Origin of the sequence: Rhizobium anhuiense bv. trifolii, assembly GCF_024346605.1 — a bacterium.
Classification (GTDB): domain Bacteria; phylum Pseudomonadota; class Alphaproteobacteria; order Rhizobiales; family Rhizobiaceae; genus Rhizobium; species Rhizobium anhuiense.
Genome location: NZ_CP098803.1, coordinates 4,237,773 through 4,259,944 on the forward strand (window position 1 = coordinate 4,237,773; position 22,172 = coordinate 4,259,944).

The 22,172-nt window shown below is 61.8% G+C and carries 18 protein-coding genes; 14 read left to right on the plus strand and 4 right to left on the minus strand.

The features are described 5' to 3' along the window. Positions 1-138: 138 nt before the first annotated feature. Positions 139-1,686: a sigma-54-dependent transcriptional regulator gene (locus NE851_RS29535; protein ID WP_028755997.1), complete on the minus strand. Its 1,548-nt coding sequence runs from the start codon at positions 1,684-1,686 to the stop codon at positions 139-141. 311 nt (positions 1,687-1,997) lie between these two features. Here NE851_RS29535 and NE851_RS29540 point away from each other — a divergent pair, with 311 nt between their 5' ends. The 11 genes from NE851_RS29540 to NE851_RS29590 all read left to right on the plus strand — a co-directional run bounded on the left by NE851_RS29540 (position 1,998) and on the right by NE851_RS29590 (position 13,654). Then, on the plus strand, positions 1,998-3,851 hold the full coding sequence (locus NE851_RS29540) for a M3 family oligoendopeptidase (protein WP_097543095.1): 1,854 nt from the start codon (positions 1,998-2,000) through the stop codon (positions 3,849-3,851). Between the two features lie 295 nt (positions 3,852-4,146). Then, positions 4,147-5,253, plus strand: coding sequence for an aminodeoxychorismate synthase component I (locus tag NE851_RS29545; protein ID WP_210304823.1), 1,107 nt, complete (start codon positions 4,147-4,149; stop codon positions 5,251-5,253). Further along, positions 5,250-5,879, plus strand: a complete 630-nt coding sequence (locus tag NE851_RS29550; RefSeq protein WP_097543093.1) for an aminotransferase class IV family protein — start codon at positions 5,250-5,252, stop codon at positions 5,877-5,879. The genes NE851_RS29545 and NE851_RS29550 overlap by 4 nt, the downstream gene beginning before the upstream one ends. 2 nt (positions 5,880-5,881) lie before the next feature. Continuing rightward, a complete protein-coding gene (locus NE851_RS29555) occupies positions 5,882-6,166 on the plus strand; it encodes a YciI family protein (RefSeq protein WP_127430749.1) in 285 nt (94 codons plus the stop codon). Positions 6,167-6,354: 188 nt separating this feature from the next. Continuing rightward, positions 6,355-7,806 carry a homospermidine synthase gene (locus NE851_RS29560; RefSeq protein ID WP_028758600.1) on the plus strand — a complete coding sequence of 484 codons (1,452 nt, stop codon included), beginning with the start codon at positions 6,355-6,357 and terminating at the stop codon, positions 7,804-7,806. Positions 7,807-7,977: 171 nt separating this feature from the next. After that, the gene (gene omp10 / locus NE851_RS29565; RefSeq protein WP_028756665.1) at positions 7,978-8,346 is read left to right on the plus strand and encodes an outer membrane lipoprotein Omp10; all 369 of its coding nucleotides are present in this window, start codon (positions 7,978-7,980) and stop codon (positions 8,344-8,346) included. Positions 8,347-8,373: 27 nt separating this feature from the next. Then, positions 8,374-8,694, plus strand: a complete 321-nt coding sequence (locus NE851_RS29570; RefSeq protein WP_028756666.1) for a hypothetical protein — start codon at positions 8,374-8,376, stop codon at positions 8,692-8,694. Positions 8,695-8,870: 176 nt separating this feature from the next. After that, positions 8,871-10,814, plus strand: a complete 1,944-nt coding sequence (locus NE851_RS29575; protein WP_097543091.1) for a bifunctional metallophosphatase/5'-nucleotidase — start codon at positions 8,871-8,873, stop codon at positions 10,812-10,814. Positions 10,815-10,939: 125 nt separating this feature from the next. Further along, a complete protein-coding gene (hemH, locus tag NE851_RS29580) occupies positions 10,940-11,974 on the plus strand; it encodes a ferrochelatase (protein ID WP_028758602.1) in 1,035 nt (344 codons plus the stop codon). 180 nt (positions 11,975-12,154) lie between these two features. Then, positions 12,155-13,195: an SPFH domain-containing protein gene (locus NE851_RS29585; protein ID WP_028756669.1), complete on the plus strand. Its 1,041-nt coding sequence runs from the start codon at positions 12,155-12,157 to the stop codon at positions 13,193-13,195. A 3-nt stretch (positions 13,196-13,198) separates the two neighbouring features. Next, positions 13,199-13,654 carry an NfeD family protein gene (locus tag NE851_RS29590; RefSeq protein ID WP_097543090.1) on the plus strand — a complete coding sequence of 152 codons (456 nt, stop codon included), beginning with the start codon at positions 13,199-13,201 and terminating at the stop codon, positions 13,652-13,654. Between the two features lie 28 nt (positions 13,655-13,682). Here the strand turns inward: NE851_RS29590 and NE851_RS29595 are convergent, their stop codons facing one another. Then, positions 13,683-14,678: a KpsF/GutQ family sugar-phosphate isomerase gene (locus tag NE851_RS29595; protein ID WP_047616405.1), complete on the minus strand. Its 996-nt coding sequence runs from the start codon at positions 14,676-14,678 to the stop codon at positions 13,683-13,685. A gap of 143 nt (positions 14,679-14,821) precedes the next feature. Between NE851_RS29595 and NE851_RS29600 the strand changes: the two genes are divergently transcribed. After that, entirely contained in the window at positions 14,822-16,366 is a 1,545-nt protein-coding gene (locus NE851_RS29600) for an outer membrane beta-barrel protein (RefSeq protein WP_028758956.1), read from the plus strand. Positions 16,367-16,426: 60 nt separating this feature from the next. Here the strand turns inward: NE851_RS29600 and galU are convergent, their stop codons facing one another. Then, on the minus strand, positions 16,427-17,314 hold the full coding sequence (galU, locus tag NE851_RS29605) for a UTP--glucose-1-phosphate uridylyltransferase GalU (protein WP_003542870.1): 888 nt from the start codon (positions 17,312-17,314) through the stop codon (positions 16,427-16,429). A 204-nt stretch (positions 17,315-17,518) separates the two neighbouring features. Between galU and NE851_RS29610 the strand changes: the two genes are divergently transcribed. Beyond that, entirely contained in the window at positions 17,519-18,742 is a 1,224-nt protein-coding gene (locus NE851_RS29610) for a lytic murein transglycosylase (RefSeq protein ID WP_028756673.1), read from the plus strand. Positions 18,743-18,913: 171 nt separating this feature from the next. After that, on the plus strand, positions 18,914-20,149 hold the full coding sequence (locus NE851_RS29615) for an SGNH/GDSL hydrolase family protein (RefSeq protein ID WP_028756674.1): 1,236 nt from the start codon (positions 18,914-18,916) through the stop codon (positions 20,147-20,149). Positions 20,150-20,599: 450 nt separating this feature from the next. On the opposite strand, the gene NE851_RS29620 is transcribed toward NE851_RS29615, so the two are convergent. Beyond that, positions 20,600-22,054, minus strand: coding sequence for a glutamate synthase subunit beta (locus NE851_RS29620; protein ID WP_028756675.1), 1,455 nt, complete (start codon positions 22,052-22,054; stop codon positions 20,600-20,602). Positions 22,055-22,172 lie beyond the last annotated feature (118 nt).

Below are 22,172 nucleotides of genomic sequence, written 5' to 3' on the forward strand. Positions count from 1 at the left end.
GATGACTGTCAAATGCGGTCACACGATGGCAAAAATGCCACACATGATCAACCTTTTCTTTACATAGTGAACGAGCCACTAACAAGTGGTTTATGACCGGTAACAAATCGTGGTTGCCTTAGTCTTAACAAAAAGCGCTTAAGCCGCATCTTTCTGGGGATTATCGGGATCGATACCGTAATCCTTGAGCTTGCGATAAAGTGTGGATCGGCCAATGCCGAGCTTCCGTGCCACTTGACTCATCTGCCCGCGATAGAATTTGAGTGCGAATCGGATGAGTTCTTCCTCGACATCGGCAAGCTTGCGCACATCTCCGGCGGGATTGACGCTGGCGATCGCGTTTTCCGAGGCTTCGGACAGGCGGTGGTGGTGCACCTCCCCCGATATCGACGCCCGGAACTCCTCACCATAGCTATCGTCGGGATCGAGGCCGGTATTGTCGGCAACCAGCGCCAGGTGATCCACCACCTCGTATTCCGGAAGCTGGGCAGCGATCTGCGGGAAGTCCGCCTCGGTCAGCTCCGGCCCTTCGGCCAGAACGACCGCGCGGAAGATCGCGTTTTCGAGCTGGCGGATATTGCCCGGCCAGTCATAGGCGGTCAGCAGCGCCAGCGCGCCTGAGTTCACCGTCATGCGGCGGCCGCTCTTCTGTTCGCTGGAGAAGCGATCGGCAAAGACACGCACCAGATTCGGAATATCTTCCTTGCGTTTGCGCAGCGCCGGAATGGTGATCGGGAAGACATTGAGGCGATAGTAGAGATCCTCGCGGAAATGGCCGTTCTTGACCTCCTCGATCAGATCCTTGTTGGTCGCCGAGATCAGTCGGACATTGACCTTATGCGCGGTGCGCGCACCGACGGTCTCGATCTCGCCCTGCTGCACGGCGCGCAGGAGCTTCACCTGGACTTCGAGCGGCAGGTCGCCGATCTCGTCGAGGAAAATGGTGCCGCCGTCGGCTTCCATGAATTTGCCGATATGGCGTTCGGTCGCGCCGGTAAACGCGCCCTTCTCGTGACCGAAGAGAATGCTCTCGACGAGATTATGCGGGATCGCCCCGCAATTGACGGTGACGAAGGGCTTGTTCGAGCGGTCGCCGCCGGACTGGATGGCGCGCGCCACCAGTTCCTTGCCGACGCCGGATTCGCCTTCGAGCACGACGGGAATGTTGGATTGGGCCGCCCGCTGGGCGAGATCGATGACGCGGATCATCGCCGGGCTTGCCGATACGATGTCGTCGAAGCCGACCGAGCCTGAGCGCGACCGGCGTCCGGCCCGCGCCTTCACCTCGCGCTGGTCGAGTTTCATCGCGTTCGAGATCGACGTGGCGATGCGTTCGGGCGAGACCGGCTTGACGACGAAATCGAAGGCGCCGGCGCGCATCGCCTGCACCACCGTTTCGATGCCGCCCTGACCCGTCTGCACGATGACCGGGATCTGCGTGCCGAACTCGTGAAGCGCGTCGAGGAATTCGAGGCCGGTCATCTCCGGCATCATCAGGTCGAGCACGATGACGTTGAAAAGGCCGCCGTCGCGTTTGACCATTTCCAGGCCGATACGGCCGTTCTCCGCCTGGTGCACGACATGGCCGTGACGCTCGATTGCGTTCTTGAGCAGGCGGCGCTGCACCGGGTCGTCCTCGACCACGAGGATTTGCCCTGCTCCCTTGAGCTCATTGTAACCGGTCATTGTCGCCTCACTTCATGCGAAACCATAAAGCGCACTCTGACAGAAAGGCTTGAACATCCAGTTTTGAGAAACAATTGCATTTTAACGATTGGAACGGGTCATTTTCGTGCCGAAGCGACGCCTTTCATGCGCCGAAAGTCCCTTGATGCGGGGGCTTCTCACGCTTACAGCGCTGCGCGTCTTTTCAGACGCGCAAAGCACGCTGTAACACTTTGAACCTGCGCATCGTGCTTTCCGAAAATCGATTCCGATTTTCGGGCCGATGCGCTAGACAATCAGACCTGTTATGAAAGTGGAGAGGAATTGCACCCATGAAAATCAAGCTCCCGCACGCCAGCCTTCTATTGTCGGCAGCAGCGCCAGCTGGGGCCGCCGATCCGGCGCTTGGCGATCTGCCGGTCTGGAAGCTGCAGGATCTCTACCCTTCCGCCACGTCGACCGCTTTCGTCGCCGACATGGAAAAGGCCGGCAAGGCGGCAATCGCCTTTGAAGAAAAATGGAAGGGCAAACTCGCTGAGGCCGCGACGAAGACCGGTGCCGAGGGCATCGGCGCGGCGCTGAAGGAATATGAGGCGCTTGACGATATCATCGGCCGCCTCGGCTCCTTTGCCGGCCTCACCTATTTCTCCGACACCACCAACCCGGCAAACGGCAAGCTCTACGGCGATGTGCAGGCCAAGATCACCGAATTTTCCGGCCACCTCCTGTTTTTCGCGTTGGAGCTGAACCGCATCGACGACGCGGTGGTCGACGCCTGCATGGCGAATGATCCCGCCGCCGGACACTATCGCCCTTGGCTGCTCGATCTCAGGAAGGACAAGCCCTACCAGCTCGACGACAGGCTGGAACAGCTCTTCCTCGAGAAGTCGATGACATCGGCCGCCGCCTTCAACCGCCTCTTCGACGAAACCATGGCGGAGCTTCGCTACGACATCGATGGCGAGAAAGTACCGCTCGAAGTGGCGCTGAACAGGCTGCAGGAAAAGGACCCTGAAGCCCGCCGCAAAGCGGCCATGGCGCTCGCCGAAACCTTCAAGGCGAATATCCGCACTTTCACGCTGATCACCAACACGCTTGCCAAGGACAAGGAGATCGCCGATCGCTGGCGCGGCTTCGAAGACATCGCCGACAGTCGCCACCTGGCAAACCGGGTGGAGCGCGAGGTCGTCGATGCGCTGGCCGCGGCCGTCCGTGAAGCCTATCCCCGCCTTTCGCATCGCTATTACAAGATGAAGGCGAAATGGCTCGGCATGGAGCAGATGAATTTCTGGGATCGCAACGCGCCGCTGCCGGAAACCTCCAGCGCCATCATCTCCTGGCCGGAGGCAAAGGACACGGTGCTTTCGGCCTACAGCAATTTCGCCCCGGAGATGGCTGCCATCGCCAAGCGCTTCTTCGACGAACAATGGATCGACGCCCCGGTCCGTCCCGGCAAGGCGCCAGGCGCCTTCGCCCATCCGACGGTTCCCTCGGCCCATCCCTATGTGCTCGTCAATTATATGGGCAAGCCGCGCGACGTAATGACGCTTGCCCATGAACTCGGGCACGGCGTGCACCAGGTTCTCGCCGGTGCGCAAGGGGCGCTGATGTGCCAGACGCCGCTGACGCTTGCCGAAACCGCGTCCGTCTTCGGCGAGATGCTGACCTTCCGCGCGCTTCTGCAAAAGACCACCGACACGCGCGAGCGCAAGGCGATGCTCGCCCAGAAGGTCGAGGACATGATCAACACGGTCGTGCGCCAGATCGCCTTCTACGAATTCGAGCGCAAGCTCCACACCGCCCGCAAATCAGGCGAACTGACAGCCGACGACATCGGCGAACTCTGGCTCTCCGTCCAGTCGGAAAGCCTCGGGCCGGCGATCAACATTTCGGAGGGTTACGAGACCTACTGGGCCTATATCCCCCACTTCATCCACTCGCCCTTCTATGTCTACGCCTATGCCTTTGGCGATTGCCTGGTGAATTCGCTCTATGCCGTCTACCAGAAGGCCGAGAAGGGCTTCCAGGAGAAGTATTTCGAACTGCTGAGGGCCGGCGGCACCAAGCATCACTCGGAATTGCTGAAGCCTTTCGGCCTCGACGCCACCGATCCGTCGTTCTGGAGCCAGGGCCTATCGATGATCGAAGGGCTGATCGACGAGTTGGAAGCGTTGGATAGAGGCTGAGATCTCTTCTCCAAAGGCGGAAGGGCAGCAACGGGTCTCGTCTCCCCTCGGGGAGAAGGTGCCGGCAGGCGGATGGGGGGCGACACGGCTGAACCTCTCCTTCGCATGTGCTCAGGACGTCGCTCCGCTACGCCCCCTCATCTGCCCTTTGGGCATCTTCTCCCCCGTGGGGAGAAGCGGAAAAATGCCTCACGCTCCCATTGGATTTTGAGCAATGAGGAGCAGAACAAATTGAAAGCGGCGCGTGGCTGACCAACCCTACATCCTCTTCCGCGACGACACGACCGGGCAGGTGATGCTTTTCGCCGAACCGGCCGAGATCATCGTTGCCAGCACACGCGTCGAGTTATTTGCGGGCCTTGCCCGGATGGAGCAGGCCAAGGCCGAGGGCAAATGGCTTGCCGGCTATATGGCCTACGAGGTCGGATACTTCTTTGAGGAGAAACTCGCCCCCTTCGCTGGGGAACACCGCGAAACACCGCTGCTTTGCTTCGGCGTCTTCGATGCGCCGCAGCCGGATGCGCATCCGCTTGCCCAGCCCAAACAGCGTCTCGAAAACGAGGAATTCCTCACTGCTCCGAAAGCTGCCTGGGATTTCGATATATATAAAGAGCGCTTCGACCGACTCCACCAACATCTGCGGCTCGGCGACGCCTATCAGGCGAACCTTACCATGCCGGTCGAAGCCCGCTGGAACGGCGATCCCCGTGCCGCCTTCTGGTCGTTGATCGAACGCCAGCCGGTCAAATACGGCGCGCTGGTTGATCTCGGCGGTCCGGTCATCCTCTCGCGATCGCCCGAGCTTTTCTTCCGCACCGACGAACAGGGCTGGATCGAGACCCATCCGATGAAGGGTACGGCGAAACGCGGCGCCACCGCCGCCGAGGATGCCGAAATCATCGAGGCCATGCGCCGCGATATCAAGACGCAGGCGGAAAACCGCATGATCGTCGATCTCCTGCGCAACGATATCTCCCGCATCACCGAAGTCGGCACGCTCGACGTCCCGAAGCTTTTCGACATCGAGACTTATCCGACCGTCCACCAGATGGTGAGCCATGTGCAGGCAAGGCTCCGCCCCGATCTTTCGATCCGCGACATCTTTTCCGCGCTTTTTCCCTGCGGCTCGATCACCGGCGCGCCGAAGATGCGGGCAATGGAAATTCTCCATGCGCTCGAGGATGCCCCGCGCGACGCCTATTGCGGCGCAATCGGCATGATCTCGCCCGCCGGCGCCATGCGTTTTTCCGTCGCCATCCGCACCATCACGCTTTTTGAGGGCGGCAGGGCCGTCTTCAATGTCGGCGGCGGCATCGTCTTCGATTCGACCGCCGAGGCCGAATATGAGGAATGCCTGCTCAAGGCCCGCTTCGCTGTCGGCGATCAATGGATTGCACGATGATCGATTTTTCGTTGATCGAGACGCTGCGCTGGCAGCCGGGCGAGGGCTTCATCCGGCTGCGGCTGCATCTCGCCCGGCTTTCCCGCTCCGCCCGTCGCCTCGGCTTCCCGCAACCGGTCGACGCGGCGGCCAAGCTCGACCAAGCCGTTGCAGGCGCTACCGGTCCGCTGCGCATCCGCCTGACCTTCGACGCGCAAGGCCGCATCGAGGTGACGAGCGCCGCTTTCGTGCCACTGGCGCCCGATACCACCTGGATCGTCCGCCTCGCCGAGACCCGTCTGGATTCCGCCGACAGGCTGCTGCGGGTCAAGACCACGCGCCGTGCCGTCTACGAGAGAGCCCGCGCCGAATATGGGCCTGATGAGGCCGATGAAGTCATCCTGTTGAACGAGCACGACGAAGTCTGCGAGGGCACCATCACCTCGATCTTCCTCGACGACGGGAGCGGCATTCTGCGCACCCCGCCCATCTCCTGCGGCCTGCTCGCCGGCGTGCTGCGCACCGAACTCATCTGCCAGCGCAAGGCCCGCGTCGGCCGCCTCACGCTTGCCGATCTCGATGCCGGCACGCTTTATATCGGCAACTCGCTGCGTGGCCTGATCCGCGCAAACCTTCTGAGGCACTGACCATGTTCATTCTCTCCCTCACCTATCTCAAGTGCAACGATGAAGCCGACGGGCAGATGGAGCCGCATATGGCCTGGGTGAAGGGGGGTTATGCGAAGGGCTGGTTCCTCGCCTCCGGCCGCAAGGTGCCGCGCACCGGCGGCGTCATCCTGGCGATCGGCGAGCGGGCCGCGATCGAGGCCTATGTCGCCGCCGATCCCTTCACCATCCACGGCATCGCCGAATACGAAATCACCGAGCTTGCCGTAACGACGGTGGTCGAAGGGCTGGAAATCCTGAAGCGCTGAATCTACGCGAACCGATCGTGGATAGTCGCGCCGGCCTCCATCGCCCGACCGATATTTGGCCTTTCCCCGTCAACGCTCTTTATTGTGACGTCGTTTTGTGATTAGAGCCGGTCACCTCGCACTCTCTGCGGCAATTTCAAATAATTCTTCGGGCTGAACGCCTTCGTCGCCTTCCACAGGAGAAAAGAATGACGGAACAGAACTATCCGGTATATGCCGAAATTACCGGTCCGATCGTGATGATCGGCTTTGGCTCCATCGGCCGCGGCACCCTGCCCCTGATCGAGCGCCATTTCAAATTCGACAAGAGCCGGATGGTCGTCATCGACCCGCGCGAAGAGCCCTCCGACATGGAGATCCTGAAGAAGCATGGCGTTCGCCATATCAAGGAATATGTCACCAAGGAGAATTACAAGGAACTGCTGAAGCCGCTGCTGACGGAAGGCGAAGGCCAGGGTTTCTGCGTCAACCTCTCGGTCGACACCTCCTCGCTCGACCTCATCAAGCTCTGCCGCAAGCATGACGTGCTCTACGTCGATACCGTCGTCGAACCCTGGCTCGGCTTCTATTTCGACAAGGGTATGAGCAATGCCGACCGCACCAACTATGCGCTGCGCGAAACCGTGCGCAAGGAAAAGGCGAAGAACCCGGGCGGCGCCACCGCGGTCTCCACCTGCGGCGCCAATCCGGGCATGGTCTCCTGGTTCGTCAAGCAGGCGCTCGTCAACCTCGCCAACGACACCGGCCTGAAATTCGACGAGCCGGACCAGCACGACCGCGAAGGCTGGGCAAAACTGATGAAGAAACTCGGCGTCAAGGGCGTCCACATCGCCGAGCGTGATACCCAGCGCACCAAGCATCCGAAGCCGCTCAACGTCTTCTGGAACACCTGGTCCGTCGAAGGCTTCATCTCCGAAGGCATGCAGCCGGCCGAACTCGGCTGGGGCACCCATGAAGAGTGGATGCCGAAGAATGCCAAGAAGCACAAGAAGGGCAACAAGGCGGCGATCTACCTGGAGCAGCCGGGCGCCAACACCCGCGTGCGGACCTGGTGCCCGACGCCCGGCCCGCAATATGGCTTCCTCGTCACCCACAATGAGTCGATCTCGATCGCCGACTATTTCACCGTGCGCGACAAGGACGGCGAAGTGACCTTCCGCCCGACCTGCCACTATGCCTACCACCCGGCCAACGACGCCGTGCTCTCGCTGCATGAGATGTTCGGCAATGGCGGCACCCCGCAGCCGGTCCATCACGTTCTCGACGAGGACGAGCTGGAGGACGGCATCGACGAACTCGGCGTCCTGCTCTACGGTCATGAGAAGAACGCCTACTGGTACGGCTCGCGGCTGTCGCTGGAAGAAACCCGCCGCATCGCGCCCTACCAGAACGCCACCGGCCTGCAGGTCACATCAGCCGTTCTCGCCGGCATGGTCTGGGCGCTGGAAAACCCGACAGCCGGCATCGTCGAAGCCGACGAGATCGACTACAAGCGCTGCCTCGAAGTGCAGATGCCCTATCTCGGCCCGGTCGAAGGTCATTACACCGACTGGACACCCCTCGACGGCCGTCCGGGCCTCTTCCCGGAAGATATCGACACCAAGGATCCGTGGCAGTTCCGGAACATTCTGGTTCGCTGAGATCAGTTCCTCGGCTTTGACAATGCCCGCCGCAAGGCGGGCATTTTTGTAACGCCTGCTGTCTAAATGCTGGCCGCTGCCCCTCCAAGGCTTGCCTTCAAGCCGGGCGCGCGCCATGTTTTGCCCGAACTTGGCGGGTGTCCGCCGCGCCGATTCGCCGGGAGAAGCCTTATGAAAATCAGAACTGGTCTCGTTCTTGTCGGCGCAGCCGCCGCTCTTGCCGCCTGTGTTTCATCGGAGCCGCGTCGCCTGCCGGTTGCAACCGCACCCGTCGCCACCGGCGTCGAAGGCAATTGGAGCGATCCGAACGGCATCGTTTCCACCTTCCAGGGCGGCACTTTCACCACCCGCACCACCGATAGCAACCAGCTTCTCGCCTCAGGCACCTATATCAACACTTCGCCGACCCTGGTGGAGATCAACATGACCTCGCTGGTGCGCAAGACCCAGTCCAAGGTCAATTGCGCTCTCGTCAATCCGAGCCAGTTGAACTGCACCTCCGATTCCGGCGCACAGTTCACGCTTTCCCGCCGCGGCTGAAAGATGAGGCGATAGGCTAGGCACACCATGCGGGCCTTCGCCTTTTACCTCGTTCTGCTGCTTGCAATGCCGCTTGCGGCACTTGCCGTTATTTTGCCGGCCAATGTCTATCGTGCCCAGGGCATTGCCGCTCCCGATTGCGACGGGCCGCTGCAGGTGTTGATCTTCGCCGTACCGGCAATCCTGATTTATGGTGCGGGCGCATTCCTTGTCTACCGGACCGGCCGGCGCTTTCATCGCCTCTTTGCCCTTTTCTGTTTGGTCATCGCGCTGGCGACAGTTCCGAATATTGCCGAGGCCGTACACGAACTCTACCGAAACGCGGCCGATGGCGAATGCCAGGGATAAGCAGCCCGGCTTTTTTGCCCTGTCCCCTTGGAAAGCGCCCTGCCTGGCCCAGCTTTCTCTTGCGGTTGCACATCGTCTGATGGAACAATCCGAAGGCCGGGCAATCGCCCCGGCGCACAATGAAAGGGAACGGCGAGGGATCAGGGGAATCTTTCGCCTCAATCAGGAGAACAGGGATGACGAAGTCTTTCAGCTTCGGTCTTTTGACCGCGTCCATGCTGGCGCTGAGCGCGGGCGCCGCCTTTGCGGATTACGAACTTAATATTCTTCATATCAACGATTTCCATTCGCGCATCGAATCGATCAACAAATTCGACTCCACCTGCTCGGCCGAGGAGGAAGGCAAGAAGGAATGCTTCGGGGGTGCTGCCCGCCTGAAGACCGCGATCGACCAGCGCCGTCAGGCGCTATCCGGCAAGAACGTCGTCCTCCTGAACGCCGGCGACAATTTCCAGGGCTCGCTGTTCTACACGACCTACAAGGGAGCGGCCGAAGCCGAATTCCTCAACCTGATGAAGTTCGACGCCATGACCGTCGGCAATCATGAATTCGACGACAGCGAGGACGGGCTTGCGACCTTCCTCGACAAGGTGCAGTTCCCCGTCGTGACGGCGAACGTCAAGGCGACGGCTGCCTCTAAGCTCGGCGACCGCATCAAGCCCTCGCTGGTGCTTGATGTCGGCGGCCAGAAGATCGGCATCGTCGGCGCCGTCACCAATGATACCCCCGAGCTGTCCTCCCCCGGTCCGAACGTCACGATATCAGATGACGTCCAGGCCATTACGTCAGCCGTCCAGGATCTGAAGGGCCAGGGCGTCAACAAGATCATCGCGCTGACCCATGTCGGTTATCCCCGCGATCTCGCCCTGATCGCCAAGATTCCGGACGTCGATGTCGTCGTCGGCGGCCACTCCCATAGCCTGCTCTCCAACACCGATCCGAAGGCCGAAGGCCCCTATCCGACGATGGTCGACAATCCCGGCGGCTACAAGGTGCCGGTCGTCCAGGCCGCTTCCTACAGCAAGTATCTCGGCGATCTCGTCGTCAATTTCGACGACAACGGCGTCGTCAAGGATGCCAAGGGCGATCCAATCCTGATCGATTCCACCTTCACGCCCGATCCGGCTGTCATTACCCGCATCGCCGAACTGGCAAAGCCGATCGAGGAACTGCGCAACAAGGTCATCGGCTCCTCCGAAAGCCCGATCGAGGGCGATCGCAAGGTCTGCCGCGTCAAGGAATGCTCGATGGGCAATCTGGTGGCTGACGCCATGCTCGACCGTACGAAGAACCAGGGCGTCACCATCGCCGTCCAGAACGGCGGCGGCCTGCGCGCGTCGATCGACGGCGGCGAGGTCACCCAGGGCGAGGTCATCACCGTCCTGCCTTTCCAGAACACGCTCGCCACTTTTGAATTGACCGGCGCAGACGTCGTCAAGGCGCTCGAAAACGGCGTCAGCCAGATCGACCAGAGCGCCGGCCGCTTTCCGCAGGTCGCCGGCCTGAAATTCTCCTTCGACCCGTCGAAGCCCGCGGGCAGCCGTGTCAGCGATGTTCAGGTGAAGGACGGCGCCAATTTCGCGCCGATCGATTCGGCCAAGACCTACAAACTCGCCACCAACAACTTCATGCGGGCCGGCGGCGACGGCTATTCGATCTTCAAGGAGGGCCAGAACGCCTATGATTTCGGCCCGGATCTTGCCGATGTGACTGCGGCATACGTCGCCGCGCATTCGCCCTATAAGCCATACACGGATGGCCGCATCGCGGAACTGGCGCAGGCAGCGCCGGCCCCCTCCGCTTCCGAACCGGCGCCTGCTGCACCGGCTGCTCCTGCTCCATCCACAGAGCCGGCTCCCGCACCCGCTGCACCGGCACCTGCCGCTCCGGCACCAGCAGCCCCCGCGCCCGCTGCGGAACCCGCACCGGCGCCGGCAGCCTCCGCACCTGCCGCAACGACGCCGTCCACCCACGTCATTGCCGCCGGCGACACATTCTGGGATCTCGCCGTAACCTTCTATGGCGACGGCACGTTGTGGCGGAAGCTGTCGGATGCCAACGGCAAGCCGAACCCACGTCACCTGACGGTTGGCAAGGAGATCGAGGTTCCCGCCAAGTAAGACGATTTGTCCCGATGCCACTGGCCGGTCCGGGGTTTCCCGGGCCGGCTTTTCTTTCTATAGGGTGAACCACGATCTCCAGGCTGCGTATGAGCTGACGAGACAAAAAAAGCGTTGGGGCCAGAATGACAGCAGATATTTCACTCCGCCCGGCGGACCATCCGGCCGTAAAATCAGGCAAGGTCGGTGTCCTGCTGGTCAATCTCGGCACGCCCGATGGCACCGATTACACGTCGATGCGCCGCTATCTCAGGGAATTTCTGACCGATCGCCGCGTCATCGAATGGTCGCCCTGGAAGTGGTACCCGATCCTGTTCGGCATCGTGCTCAACACCCGCCCGCAGAAGGTCGGCAAGGCCTATGAGCTGATCTGGAATAAGGAGAAGAACGAAAGTTATCTCCGCACCTACACCCGCAACCAGTCGGAGCTGATGGCCGAGCGCCTGAAGGATCTTGATAGCGTCAAAGTCGACTGGGCGATGCGCTATGGTACGCCGTCGATCGCTTCGCGCATCGACGCGCTGAAGCAAGAGGGATGCGACCGTATCGTGCTCTTCCCGCTTTATCCGCAATATGCGGCGGCAACGACCGCCACCGTCAACGACAAGGCCTTCCAGAAGCTGCTCTCTATGCGCTGGCAGCCGGCGCTGCGCACCGTGCCCGACTATCACGACGACGAGACCTATATCGAGGCACTCGCCAGTTCCGTCGAAAGACATCTTTCGACGCTCGACTGGAAGCCCGAGATGCTGCTCGCCTCCTTCCACGGCATCCCCATGTCCTATTTCAAGCAGGGTGATCCCTATTACTGTCAATGCCAGAAGACCGGCCGGCTGCTGCGCGAGCGGCTCGGATTGACCGAGGAAAACTTCATGGTCACCTTTCAGTCCCGCTTCGGGCCGGAGGAATGGCTGCAGCCCTATACCGACAAGACGGTGGAGAAGCTCGCCAAGGACGGCGTCAAGCGCATCGCCGTCATCAATCCGGGCTTCGTCTCCGACTGTCTGGAGACGCTCGAGGAGATCGCCGAGCAGGCTGCCCATTCTTTCCATGAGAACGGTGGAGAGAAGTTCGCGCATATCCCCTGCCTCAACGACGGCGAGGACGGCATGAAGGTGCTGGAAAAGGTCGTGCGCCGCGAATTGCAGGGCTGGACCTGAGAGATCTTTTCAGAAAGCATCGCCGCACGGATAGCTGGCGAAGATCCAAATAACCCAACCGAGAGGAAACCTCCACCTCACACGGATGTGTAGCATCCATACGGCATTTCTTCCTCGCAAAGAACATGCTACCCCACCACATCAGTGTATGGGCGCATGCGCCGATAGGAGGAATTCTTCATGTTGTTCGGCGGCTTCGACATTGTCGTCATCGTGCTGGTCATCTTCGTCATCCTCGTGCTCTTTGCCGGGATCAAGACCGTGCCGCAGGGCTACCGCTATACGATCGAGCGCTTCGGGCGGTATACCCGCACGCTGGAGCCCGGCCTCAACCTGATCACCCCGTTCATCGAGCGCGTCGGCGCCAAGCTGAACGTGATGGAACAGGTGCTGAACGTGCCGACCCAGGAGGTGATCACCAAGGACAATGCCTCGGTTTCGGCCGATGCCGTCTCCTTCTATCAGGTGCTGAACGCCGCCCAGGCCGCCTATCAGGTCTCCAACCTCGAAAACGCCATCCTCAATCTCACCATGACCAATATCCGTTCGGTCATGGGTTCGATGGATCTCGACGAACTGCTTTCCAACCGCGATGCGATCAACGACCGGCTGCTGCGCGTCGTCGACGAGGCCGTGCATCCCTGGGGCATCAAGGTCACCCGCGTCGAGATCAAGGACATCCAGCCGCCGCGCGACCTCGTCGACGCGATGGCCCGCCAGATGAAGGCCGAGCGCGAGAAGCGGGCGCAGGTGCTGGAGGCCGAAGGCTCGCGCAACGCGCAGATCCTCCGAGCCGAAGGCGCCAAGCAATCCGCCATTCTCCAGGCCGAAGGCCAGCGCGAGGCCGCCTTCCGCAACGCAGAAGCCCGCGAACGCCTGGCCGAAGCCGAAGCCAAGGCGACGAAAATGGTCTCCGAGGCGATCGCCGCCGGCGACATCCAGGCGATCAACTATTTCGTTGCGCAGAAATACACCGAAGCGCTCACCTCGATCGGTTCGGCGCCCAATTCCAAGATCGTCATGATGCCGATGGAAGCCTCTTCCATCTTGAGTTCGCTCGGCGGCATCGGCGCCATTGCCCGCGAGGTCTTCGGCGATGCCGGCAACAGCCCGGCAACCCCGCCGCCGCTGCCGCCGCGTCCGCGCCCCGCGCCGGCGCGCTCGACGCCGCCGATCAATCCGTCGACTCCCAATCCTTTCAATCCCGATCAGGAGCGATAAGCCATGCTGGCGAAGATCATCGCCGAACTCGGTCCGTGGAGTTGGTGGGTCGCAGGCCTCGTGCTGCTCGCCGCGGAAATGATCGTACCCGGCTTCTTCCTAGTCTGGATCGGCCTTGCCGCCTTGATCGTCGGCGCGCTGTCGCTGCTCTTCTGGGACAGCGCCTTCTGGGTCTGGGAATTGCAGGCGATCCTTTTTGCGCTGCTCGCCGTTGCCACGACCTTCGCCGGCCGGCGGCTGACGCTGCGCAATGCAACGACCGACGAGCCCTTCCTCAATCAGCGCGGCGCGAGCCTCGTCGGCCGCACGGCGACGCTGCACGAACCGATCCGCGAGGGCCGCGGCCGCATCCGCCTCGACGATACGCTATGGCAGGTGATGGGACCGGACCTTGCGGTGGGAACACAGGTGAAGGTGGTTTCAAGCAACGGCCGCGACCTGACGGTCGAGCCCATCTGATCAAACGAGCTTGATCGAACGAGCTTGATCAGGCGACGCCGATGCGCAGCAGGTCGTGGAAATGCACCAGTCCGACCGGCCGGCGGTCGTCGTCGATGACGATCAGCGCGCCGATATGATGCTGGTTGAGCAGCGCCAGCGCCGCGGTCGCCAGTATCGTCGGCTTCACCGTCTTCGGCGTCTTGGTCATGATATCGTCGACCGCGAGCTCGGCCAGATTGCGGGTCAGATTGCGCGCCATATCGCCTTCGGTGACGATGCCGCAAAGCCGGCCATCCTCATCCAGCACGCCGACGCAGCCGAAATGCTTGCGCGATAACACCGTGATCGCCTCCGGCATCGGCGTGCCCTTGGCAACGAGCGGCAGCCGCTCGCCGGTATGCATGATATCGGCGACATGCATCAGGCTGGCGCCCAGCTTGCCGCCGGGATGGAAGACATGGAAATCCGTGGCGGTAAAGCCGCGCGCTTCCAGGAGCGCCACTGCCAGCGCGTCGCCGAGCGCAAGCTGCATCAGCGTCGAGGTCGTCGGCGCCAGCCCATTGGGGCAGGCCTCCTGTTCGTTCGGCACAAGAAGGACGATATCGGCGGCGGTCGCCAGCGAGGAACGGTCGCTGCAGGTGATTGCGATCAGCGGAATGGAGAAGCGCCGGGTGAAGGAGATGATGCTCTTGAGCTCGGCGCTCTCGCCGCCTTTGGAAATCGCCAGCACGACATCGTCGCGCTCGATCATGCCGAGGTCGCCGTGATTGGCTTCAGCCGCATGCACGAAAAAGGCAGGTGTCCCGGTTGAAGCGAATGTCGCCGCGAGCTTGGCCCCGATATGGCCGCTCTTGCCGACGCCGGTGACGATGACGCGGCCGGAGATGTCGCCGATGACTTCGACGGCCCGTGTCAGAGGATCGGCCAAGCCATTGTCAAGGGCCCGTTCCAGCGCTTCAAGACCGCGTCTTTCGGTCTCTATCGTGCGTTTTGCCGATTCGAGCACGCTGTTTTCAACGAGGTTTATCGCTCTTCTGTTCATGAAGTTGCGTTAGACCTTTTCACTTTCCAAGTCCACCCCGCACTCTTTCCGAAATGTGAACGGCGCCCGCTGACGGCAACGAATGATTAACCACAAGGCTTTACCTTTGGGTAAGAACCGAAAGCATGTCAGGCGCGAATTGCATGGGCCAGCCAAAACAGACGAGCAGTGTGACGCCGCTCCGCGCCATGAGCCGTGCCGTCTCTTTTGCCGCGTTCGGAGGCCTGATTCTTGCCCAGACGGCAGCCCTTGCGCAGTCCGCCGCACAGCCGGCAGGGATGGCAAACAGCCGCTCCGCGGCCAATCAGGACAACAGCACCACGAACAACGCCGCCGCCACCGGTTTCGATGACGAGACCGACGGTGCCGCCGCGCCTGCGGCAAATGGTGCGACCGCGAATGCCGACGATGCCCAGCAGAGGCCAGCCATACCGGATGCGCAGGCCGGCGACGACATTACCGGCTCCATCCTCGACGAGGACATACGCCGGCTGAACACCCGCGAAGCGCCGCTCGACGAGACGCTGCCGCGCCGCAGGGCTGCCACAAGCGCCTCGACGGAGGAAACGCCGGGAATCCCGATCGGCACGTTCGTGCTCCGCCCGAGCGTCACCCAGAGCATCAACACCGAGACCACCAAGGACGGCAATACCCGACAGCGGCGCGCCTTTTTCGAAACAGACGCAGCAGCGACCTTGACCTCCGACTGGGGCCGCCATCAACTGTCCGTAACCTCGGAAGGTGCCTATCAGAGGAATATCAGTGGCGAGGGCGAAGAACAGCCCTCCTTCAAGATCAACAGCGACCTCAGGCTCGATCTTCCCGACGACACCACGGCGCACCTGACCGCCGGTTACAATTTCTACCGCGAGGATACGGACGATCCCGACGCCATCGCCAATGCCGCGCAGCAGTCTGATGTACAGGAATTTTCGGCCGGCGCCTCCGTCCAGCGCGATTTCGGCATTCTACGCGGGACGACGGCCCTTGCCATGACCCGCTCGATTTATTCGGATGCCAAGCTTTCGAACGGCACGACCGTCACCCTCAGCGATCGCGACCAGACGACGGGTACGCTGCGCGGCCGCGTCGGCTACGAGCTGTCCCCCGCGCTCATCCCCTTCATCGAAGCCAACATCGGCCGCACGATCTATGACGAAACGCGCGACTCGGCCGGCTATGAGCGCTCGGGGCACAGCTATGGCGCCAAGGTGGGCGTCGAAGTCGATCTCGGCGAGAAACTGAAGGGTGAAGTCGGCGTCGGTTACGAGCAGGCCGATTTCGAAGACAGCCGCCTGTCCTCGATCGATACGGCGACACTCGATGCAAGCCTGCTCTGGTCGCCGATCCGCGGAACCGACGTCAATTTCGACCTGCAAACCAGCATTCAGCCCTCAACGACTGCCGGTGAGAGCGGCTACGTCTCGCACGCACTGACGACGACGCTCACCCACCAGCTGCGCGACAATCTGGTCGGGACGATGATCGGCGGGGTAATATGGCGCGACTATCCCACGGATAGCACCATCAACGACGAGCTCGTCTATACCGCGGCGACCGGCCTGACCTGGAACATCAACCGCTATCTCGATTTGACCAGCACACTCGGCTACGAGCTGACGACGCGCAAGGAAGGCACCGACTCGCAGCAATTTCGTGCCGGCGTCGGCCTCAAGCTGAAACGTTAAACGCCGCGCATCCAGCCCGGATGCGCGGCGTTCTGTCACTTCATAATCCAGGCGTAGCCCTTACTTCAGGCCGGCAAGCAATTCCCTGAAGCCGCCTTCGACGGAGGGACGGATATCGGCGCGTTCGAGAGCGAAGGCGACGTTTGCCAGGATGAAGCCGTCCTTGGCGCCGCAGTCGTAGGTCGCGCCGCGGAAGTGGTAACCGGCGAAATCCTGTTCCTTCAGCAGCTTCAGCATGCCGTCGGTGAGCTGGATCTCGTTGCCAGCGCCGCGCTCCTGGGTTTCGAGGATCTTGAAGATCTCCGGCTGCAGGATGTAGCGGCCGTTGATGAAGAAGTTGGAAGGCGCCGTCCCCTTGGCAGGCTTTTCCACCATGCCGGTGATGCGGAAGCCGTCACCGATCGCTTCGCCGACGCCGACGATGCCGTATTTATGCGCCTGGTCGGGCGCGCATTCCTCGACGGCGATGATATTGCCGCCGCTCTGGGCGTAAAGGTCGATCATGCCCTTCATGCAGCCCTTGTCGCCCTTCATGATCATATCGGGCAGCAGCAATGCGAAGGGCTCGTCGCCGACGATCTCGCGGGCGCACCACACGGCGTGGCCGAGGCCGAGCGGCTCCTGCTGTCGGGTGAAGCTCACCGTGCCGGCCTTCGGCAATTGCTGGGCCAGAAGGGTGATCTCCGCCTTCTTGGCGCGCTCGCGCAGCGTCTGTTCCAGCTCGAAATGGATGTCGAAATAGTCTTCGATGACGTGCTTATTGCGTCCGGTGACGAACACCAGATGTTCGATCCCGGCCTCGATCGCCTCATCGACGACATACTGAATGATTGGCTTGTCGACGACGGTCAACATTTCCTTCGGAACAGCCTTTGTCGCCGGCAGGAATCGCGTCCCCAATCCGGCCACCGGAAATACTGCTTTACGAACTTTGTTGTGTTGAGCCACACCGGCCTCCTGCTTCGATCATATCGCTTTGGAAATAGGGCTTTTTAGCCTTAACTAGTATAGAATTGCTACTGTTTTGCAATGGTGACCGCAGCGGTTCGCTATGGTAAAGAATTTGTTGACTCCGTTCCTGTAGTCTTGGTTCTGGCGCGGACATGATGCCTCGCTGTCCCCGGAAACTGAAGATGACGGATACGACTGTCGATGACCCAGAATCACAAAAACTCCCTTCGTGGTCTTGCTCTCGCCCTCATTGTCGCCGCCCAGGTGGGGCTGGTCCCCGACAACGCTAGAGCTGATTCCCGGTTCCAGAAATGGATCGCGGATTTTTACCAAACAGCCGCTCAGAGTGGCATCAGTAAGGCAACTTATCAAAAGGCCTTTTCCGGGGTGAGCGAGCCTGATCCGACCGTGCTCGAAAAGGCCGCCTATCAGCCGGAATTCACCTCGAAGATCTGGGACTATGTCGATTCCCGCGTCAATCCCTACACGGTCAAGATCGGCCGCGAGATGGCCGCCAAACACGCAAGAACACTCGATGCGATCGAGCGGCGATTCGGCGTCGACAAGACCATTCTGCTCGCCATCTGGTCGATGGAATCGAATTACGGCGCGATTCTCGACAAGGACGACCGGCTGCACTATGTGCCGCGCGCGCTGGCAACGCTGGCCTATGCCGATCCGAGCCGCGCCAAATTCGCTAAGAAGCAGCTGGTCGCCGCGCTGAAGATCCTGCAGAACGGTGACGTGCCGGCTCGCGAAATGACCGGCTCCTGGGCCGGCGCCATGGGCCACACCCAGTTCATCCCGACAAGCTACCTGCTTTATGCCGTCGATGCCGACGGCAACGGCCATCGCGATATCTGGAACTCGGTGCCGGATGCGCTGGCGACTTCGGCCAATCTCCTGATGAAGAACGGCTGGGACACCGGCAAGACCTGGGGCTACGAGGTCGTCGTTCCCGCGGCCGCGGCCAAGCAGGCCGGCAAGACCCATACGCTGGCCCAATGGGCAGCGCTCGGCCTGACACGCCCGAACGGCAAGGCCTTCCGCGACGGCGGCACCAAAGCCATGCTGAAGATGCCGGCCGGAGCCGGTGGCCCCGGCTTCCTGATGACCGCCAACTTCTTCACCATCAAGAACTACAATGCCTCGGACAGCTATGCGCTTGCCGTCGGCCTGCTGGCCGACCAGATCGCCGGCTACGGCGGCATGCAGCAGCGCTGGCCGCGCCCGGACGGCGCCCTTGATATCACTGAGAAATTCGAGCTGCAAACGCGTCTGAAGACACTCGGCTATTACAATGGCGAGGTCGACGGCAATTTCGGCTCGGGTTCGAAGGCGGCGATATCAGCCGTGCAGGAGCGCATCGGCATGCAGCCGGACGGCGAGCCCTCCTTGCCGCTTCTGAACGCGCTGCGTCGCTAGATCGGGATGATCCCGGCCGAATCCGCCGGGAAGCTGAACCCGCATTTGGATCAAGAAAGTAGGGCATGACACCGCCCGAAAACCACACACACTTTTCGGCATGCTGCTCTACAACAGCCAGAACCTTGACCTAGATAGCGAGAGTGGACGCTGGCCTACCCCACGTGCAAGATGCCGGCAGATGCGGAACTGCCCATGACGAAGAAAACTGATCGCACCCCAATCCGTTGGCTCATGCTCGCCTTGACGGCGGCTTCGCTATTCGTTGGCGCGCTTGCGCCGATGCAGGTTGCCGAAGCCCAGGAGCAGCGCTACCAGCGCCGGTCGATCCTCGATTTCCTCCTCGGCCGGCGCTATCTCGACGACGCACCGCAGGCGCCTGATGTCCAGCAGCCGAGACGCCAGCAGCGCAAGCGCCCGCCGGCGCAGAAAGCCATCGTCAATACCCGCACCGCGCCGCCGGTCCGCGCTCCCGTGCAGGAGGAGCCGGCGGTGCAGAAGCTCGGCGACGCCCGTAAGATCCTGATCGTCGGCGATTTCCTGGCGAGCGGCCTCGGCGACGGCCTCACCGCCGCCTTCGAGACCTCGCCCGGTGTCGTCGTCGAAGCCCGCGGCAACGTCTCCTCGGGCCTGGTTCGTGACGATTATTACGACTGGCCGGCACAGCTGCCGAAGATGATCGACGAGCTGAAGCCGGCGATGGTCGTCGTCATGATCGGCGCCAACGACCGCCAGCAGATGGTGACCGACACCGCCAAGGAAAAATTCCGCACCGATGGCTGGTTTACCGAATATCGCCGCCGTGTCCTTTCCTTCGGCAAGGAGGTCACCGCCCGCAAGATCCCGCTGCTCTGGGTCGGCCTTCCCGCTTTCCAGTCCGATTCGATGACGGCCGATGCCGTCCAGATGAATCAGCTTTACCGCAACCAGGTTGAAAGCATCGGCGGCGAATTCGTCGACATCTGGGATGGTTTCGTCGACGAAAACGGCACCTTCATCGTCACTGGTTCGGATGTGAACGGCCAGCAGGTGCGCCTGCGCACCTCCGACGGCATTAATCTTACGCAAGCCGGCCGGCGAAAGCTCGCCTTCTATGTGGAAAAGCCGGCCCGGCGTCTTCTCGGCACCCAGGCAAGCCCCGACCTAATTCGCCTCGACTCCAGCAATCTGCCCGGCCTCGGCCTCCCCGCCAATCCGGTCGAACATACCGTGCCGATCAGCCTCTCCGATCCCAATCTCGACGGCGGCGCCGAGCTTCTCGGCGCCAGGCCGCCGCCTGTGGCTTTGACGCGGTCGCCGCGCGACCTCCTGGTCGAGCAGGGCGAAATGACGCCAGCACCTCCCGGCCGCGTTGACGATTACCGCCTGCCTGCCGCAAAGGCGCCGGCCGAAGTCTCGGTCAAATAAAGAGACCGCCCGCTCTGCTGCGCTGGATCAGCGATCAATCGCGGCGGGCGGCATTGTGCTTGCGGTTACAAGCTGCTCTTCGGCGAGCATAAAAGCACATCTCCTGCGTAACAGCGTCCTGCAATTCGGCTAGCTCTAGTCTAGATCGTAGATCAGTCGGCAACGCGCTGTGCGTGAAGCAGCCTTTCGCTCCGTTCCGGTCTAGGTCGCCGCCTACGGCCAGCTCAGATAATAATGGTTGGAGCCGGATAGGCCGAAGAAGGCGTCGCTGTCGTTCGTCTGAAATCGCTCCGGCCGCTGACATCGATGTCCTTGCCGTTGCCCGAGGCTTGCGGCACGGTTCCGCGGTAAGCGGTCGCATCACGTCCTGGCGGACGCGCGGCGCTCCATGAAAAAACTCCGCCGATAGGGCGGAGTTCTTGTCTTCTTGAGGGTGTGAGCGGCCGACGGTCAGTTCGGCAGGACGGTCGAGCCCATCAATGCCTCGTCGATCGCGCGCGCCGCCTGGCGGCCTTCACGGATCGCCCAGACCACCAGCGACTGACCGCGGCGCACGTCGCCGGCCGTCCAGAACTTGTCGATCGACGTCTTGTAGTCGCGGTCGTTGGCGACGACGTTGGTCGAGCCGCGCTTGTCGGTGTTGAGCGTCAGCTTGCCTTCGAGTTCCTTCAGCACGCTTGATGTGAACGGGCCGCGGAAACCGATGGCGATGAAGGCGAGATCGGCCCGGATGACGAATTCCGTGCCCGGAACCGGCCGCCGGCGCTCATCGACCTCGCAGCACTTGACGCCGGTCAGCACGCCGTCTTCGCCGACGAACTCGAGGGTGGCCACCTGGAATTCCCGCACGGCGCCCTCGGCCTGTGAGGAGGAGGTGCGCATCTTCGTCGCCCAGAATGGCCAGACGGCAAGCTTGTCTTCCTTCTCCGGCGGCTGCGGCCGGATGTCGAGCTGGGTGACCTTGACGGCCCCCTGGCGGAACGCCGTGCCGACGCAGTCCGAAGCCGTATCGCCGCCGCCGACGACGACGATATGTTTGGCGCCGGCAAGGATCGGGTCCGATGGCCAGCCGACGCTGTCGATGTTCTCGCGACCGACGCGGCGGTTCTGCTGGACGAGATAGGGCATCGCATCGTGGACGCCCGCAAGCTCGGTGCCGGGAATGCCCGCCTCGCGCGGCGTCTCGGAGCCGCCGCAGTAAAGAACGGCGTCATGATCGGCGAGTAGCTGCTCGACCTTGACATCGACGCCGACATTGACGCCGCAATGGAAGGTGACGCCCTCGCCCTTCATCTGCTCGACGCGGCGGTCGATGAAGTTCTTCTCCATCTTGAAATCGGGGATGCCGTAGCGCAGCAGCCCGCCCGGCTTTGTTTCGCGCTCGTAGACATGCACCTCGTGGCCGGCGCGGCCGAGCTGCTGGGCGGCCGCCATGCCGGCGGGGCCGGAGCCGATGACGGCAACCTTCTTGCCGGTATGCACCGTCGCCGGCTGCGGCCGGATGAAGCCGAGCTCATAGGCCTTGTCGGCGATCGCCTGTTCGACCGTCTTGATGGCAACAGGCGCATCCTCGAGATTAAGCGTGCAGGCTTCCTCGCAGGGTGCCGGGCAGACGCGGCCGGTGAACTCAGGGAAGTTGTTGGTCGAATGCAGGTTCTGGATCGCCGCTTCCCAGTTGTTGTTGTAGACGAGGTCGTTCCAATCGGGAATCTGGTTATGAACCGGGCAGCCGGTCGGGCCGTGACAATAGGGGATGCCACAGTCCATGCAGCGCGCGGCCTGTTTCTGCACTTCCGGGTCCGACATCGGGATCGTGAACTCGCGGAAATGACGGATACGATCCGACGCCGGCTGATACTTCGCTACCTGCCGGTCGATTTCCAGAAACCCTGTTACCTTACCCATGCTTTCGTCCCTTACCCTCATGACCGCCTCACCGCAGCCAATCTGTCTATCGTCAGTCCCGGTATCCGGGGCAAGTTGCTTCTCTTGACCGTCATTGGCGCATATCCCCTGGAAGACA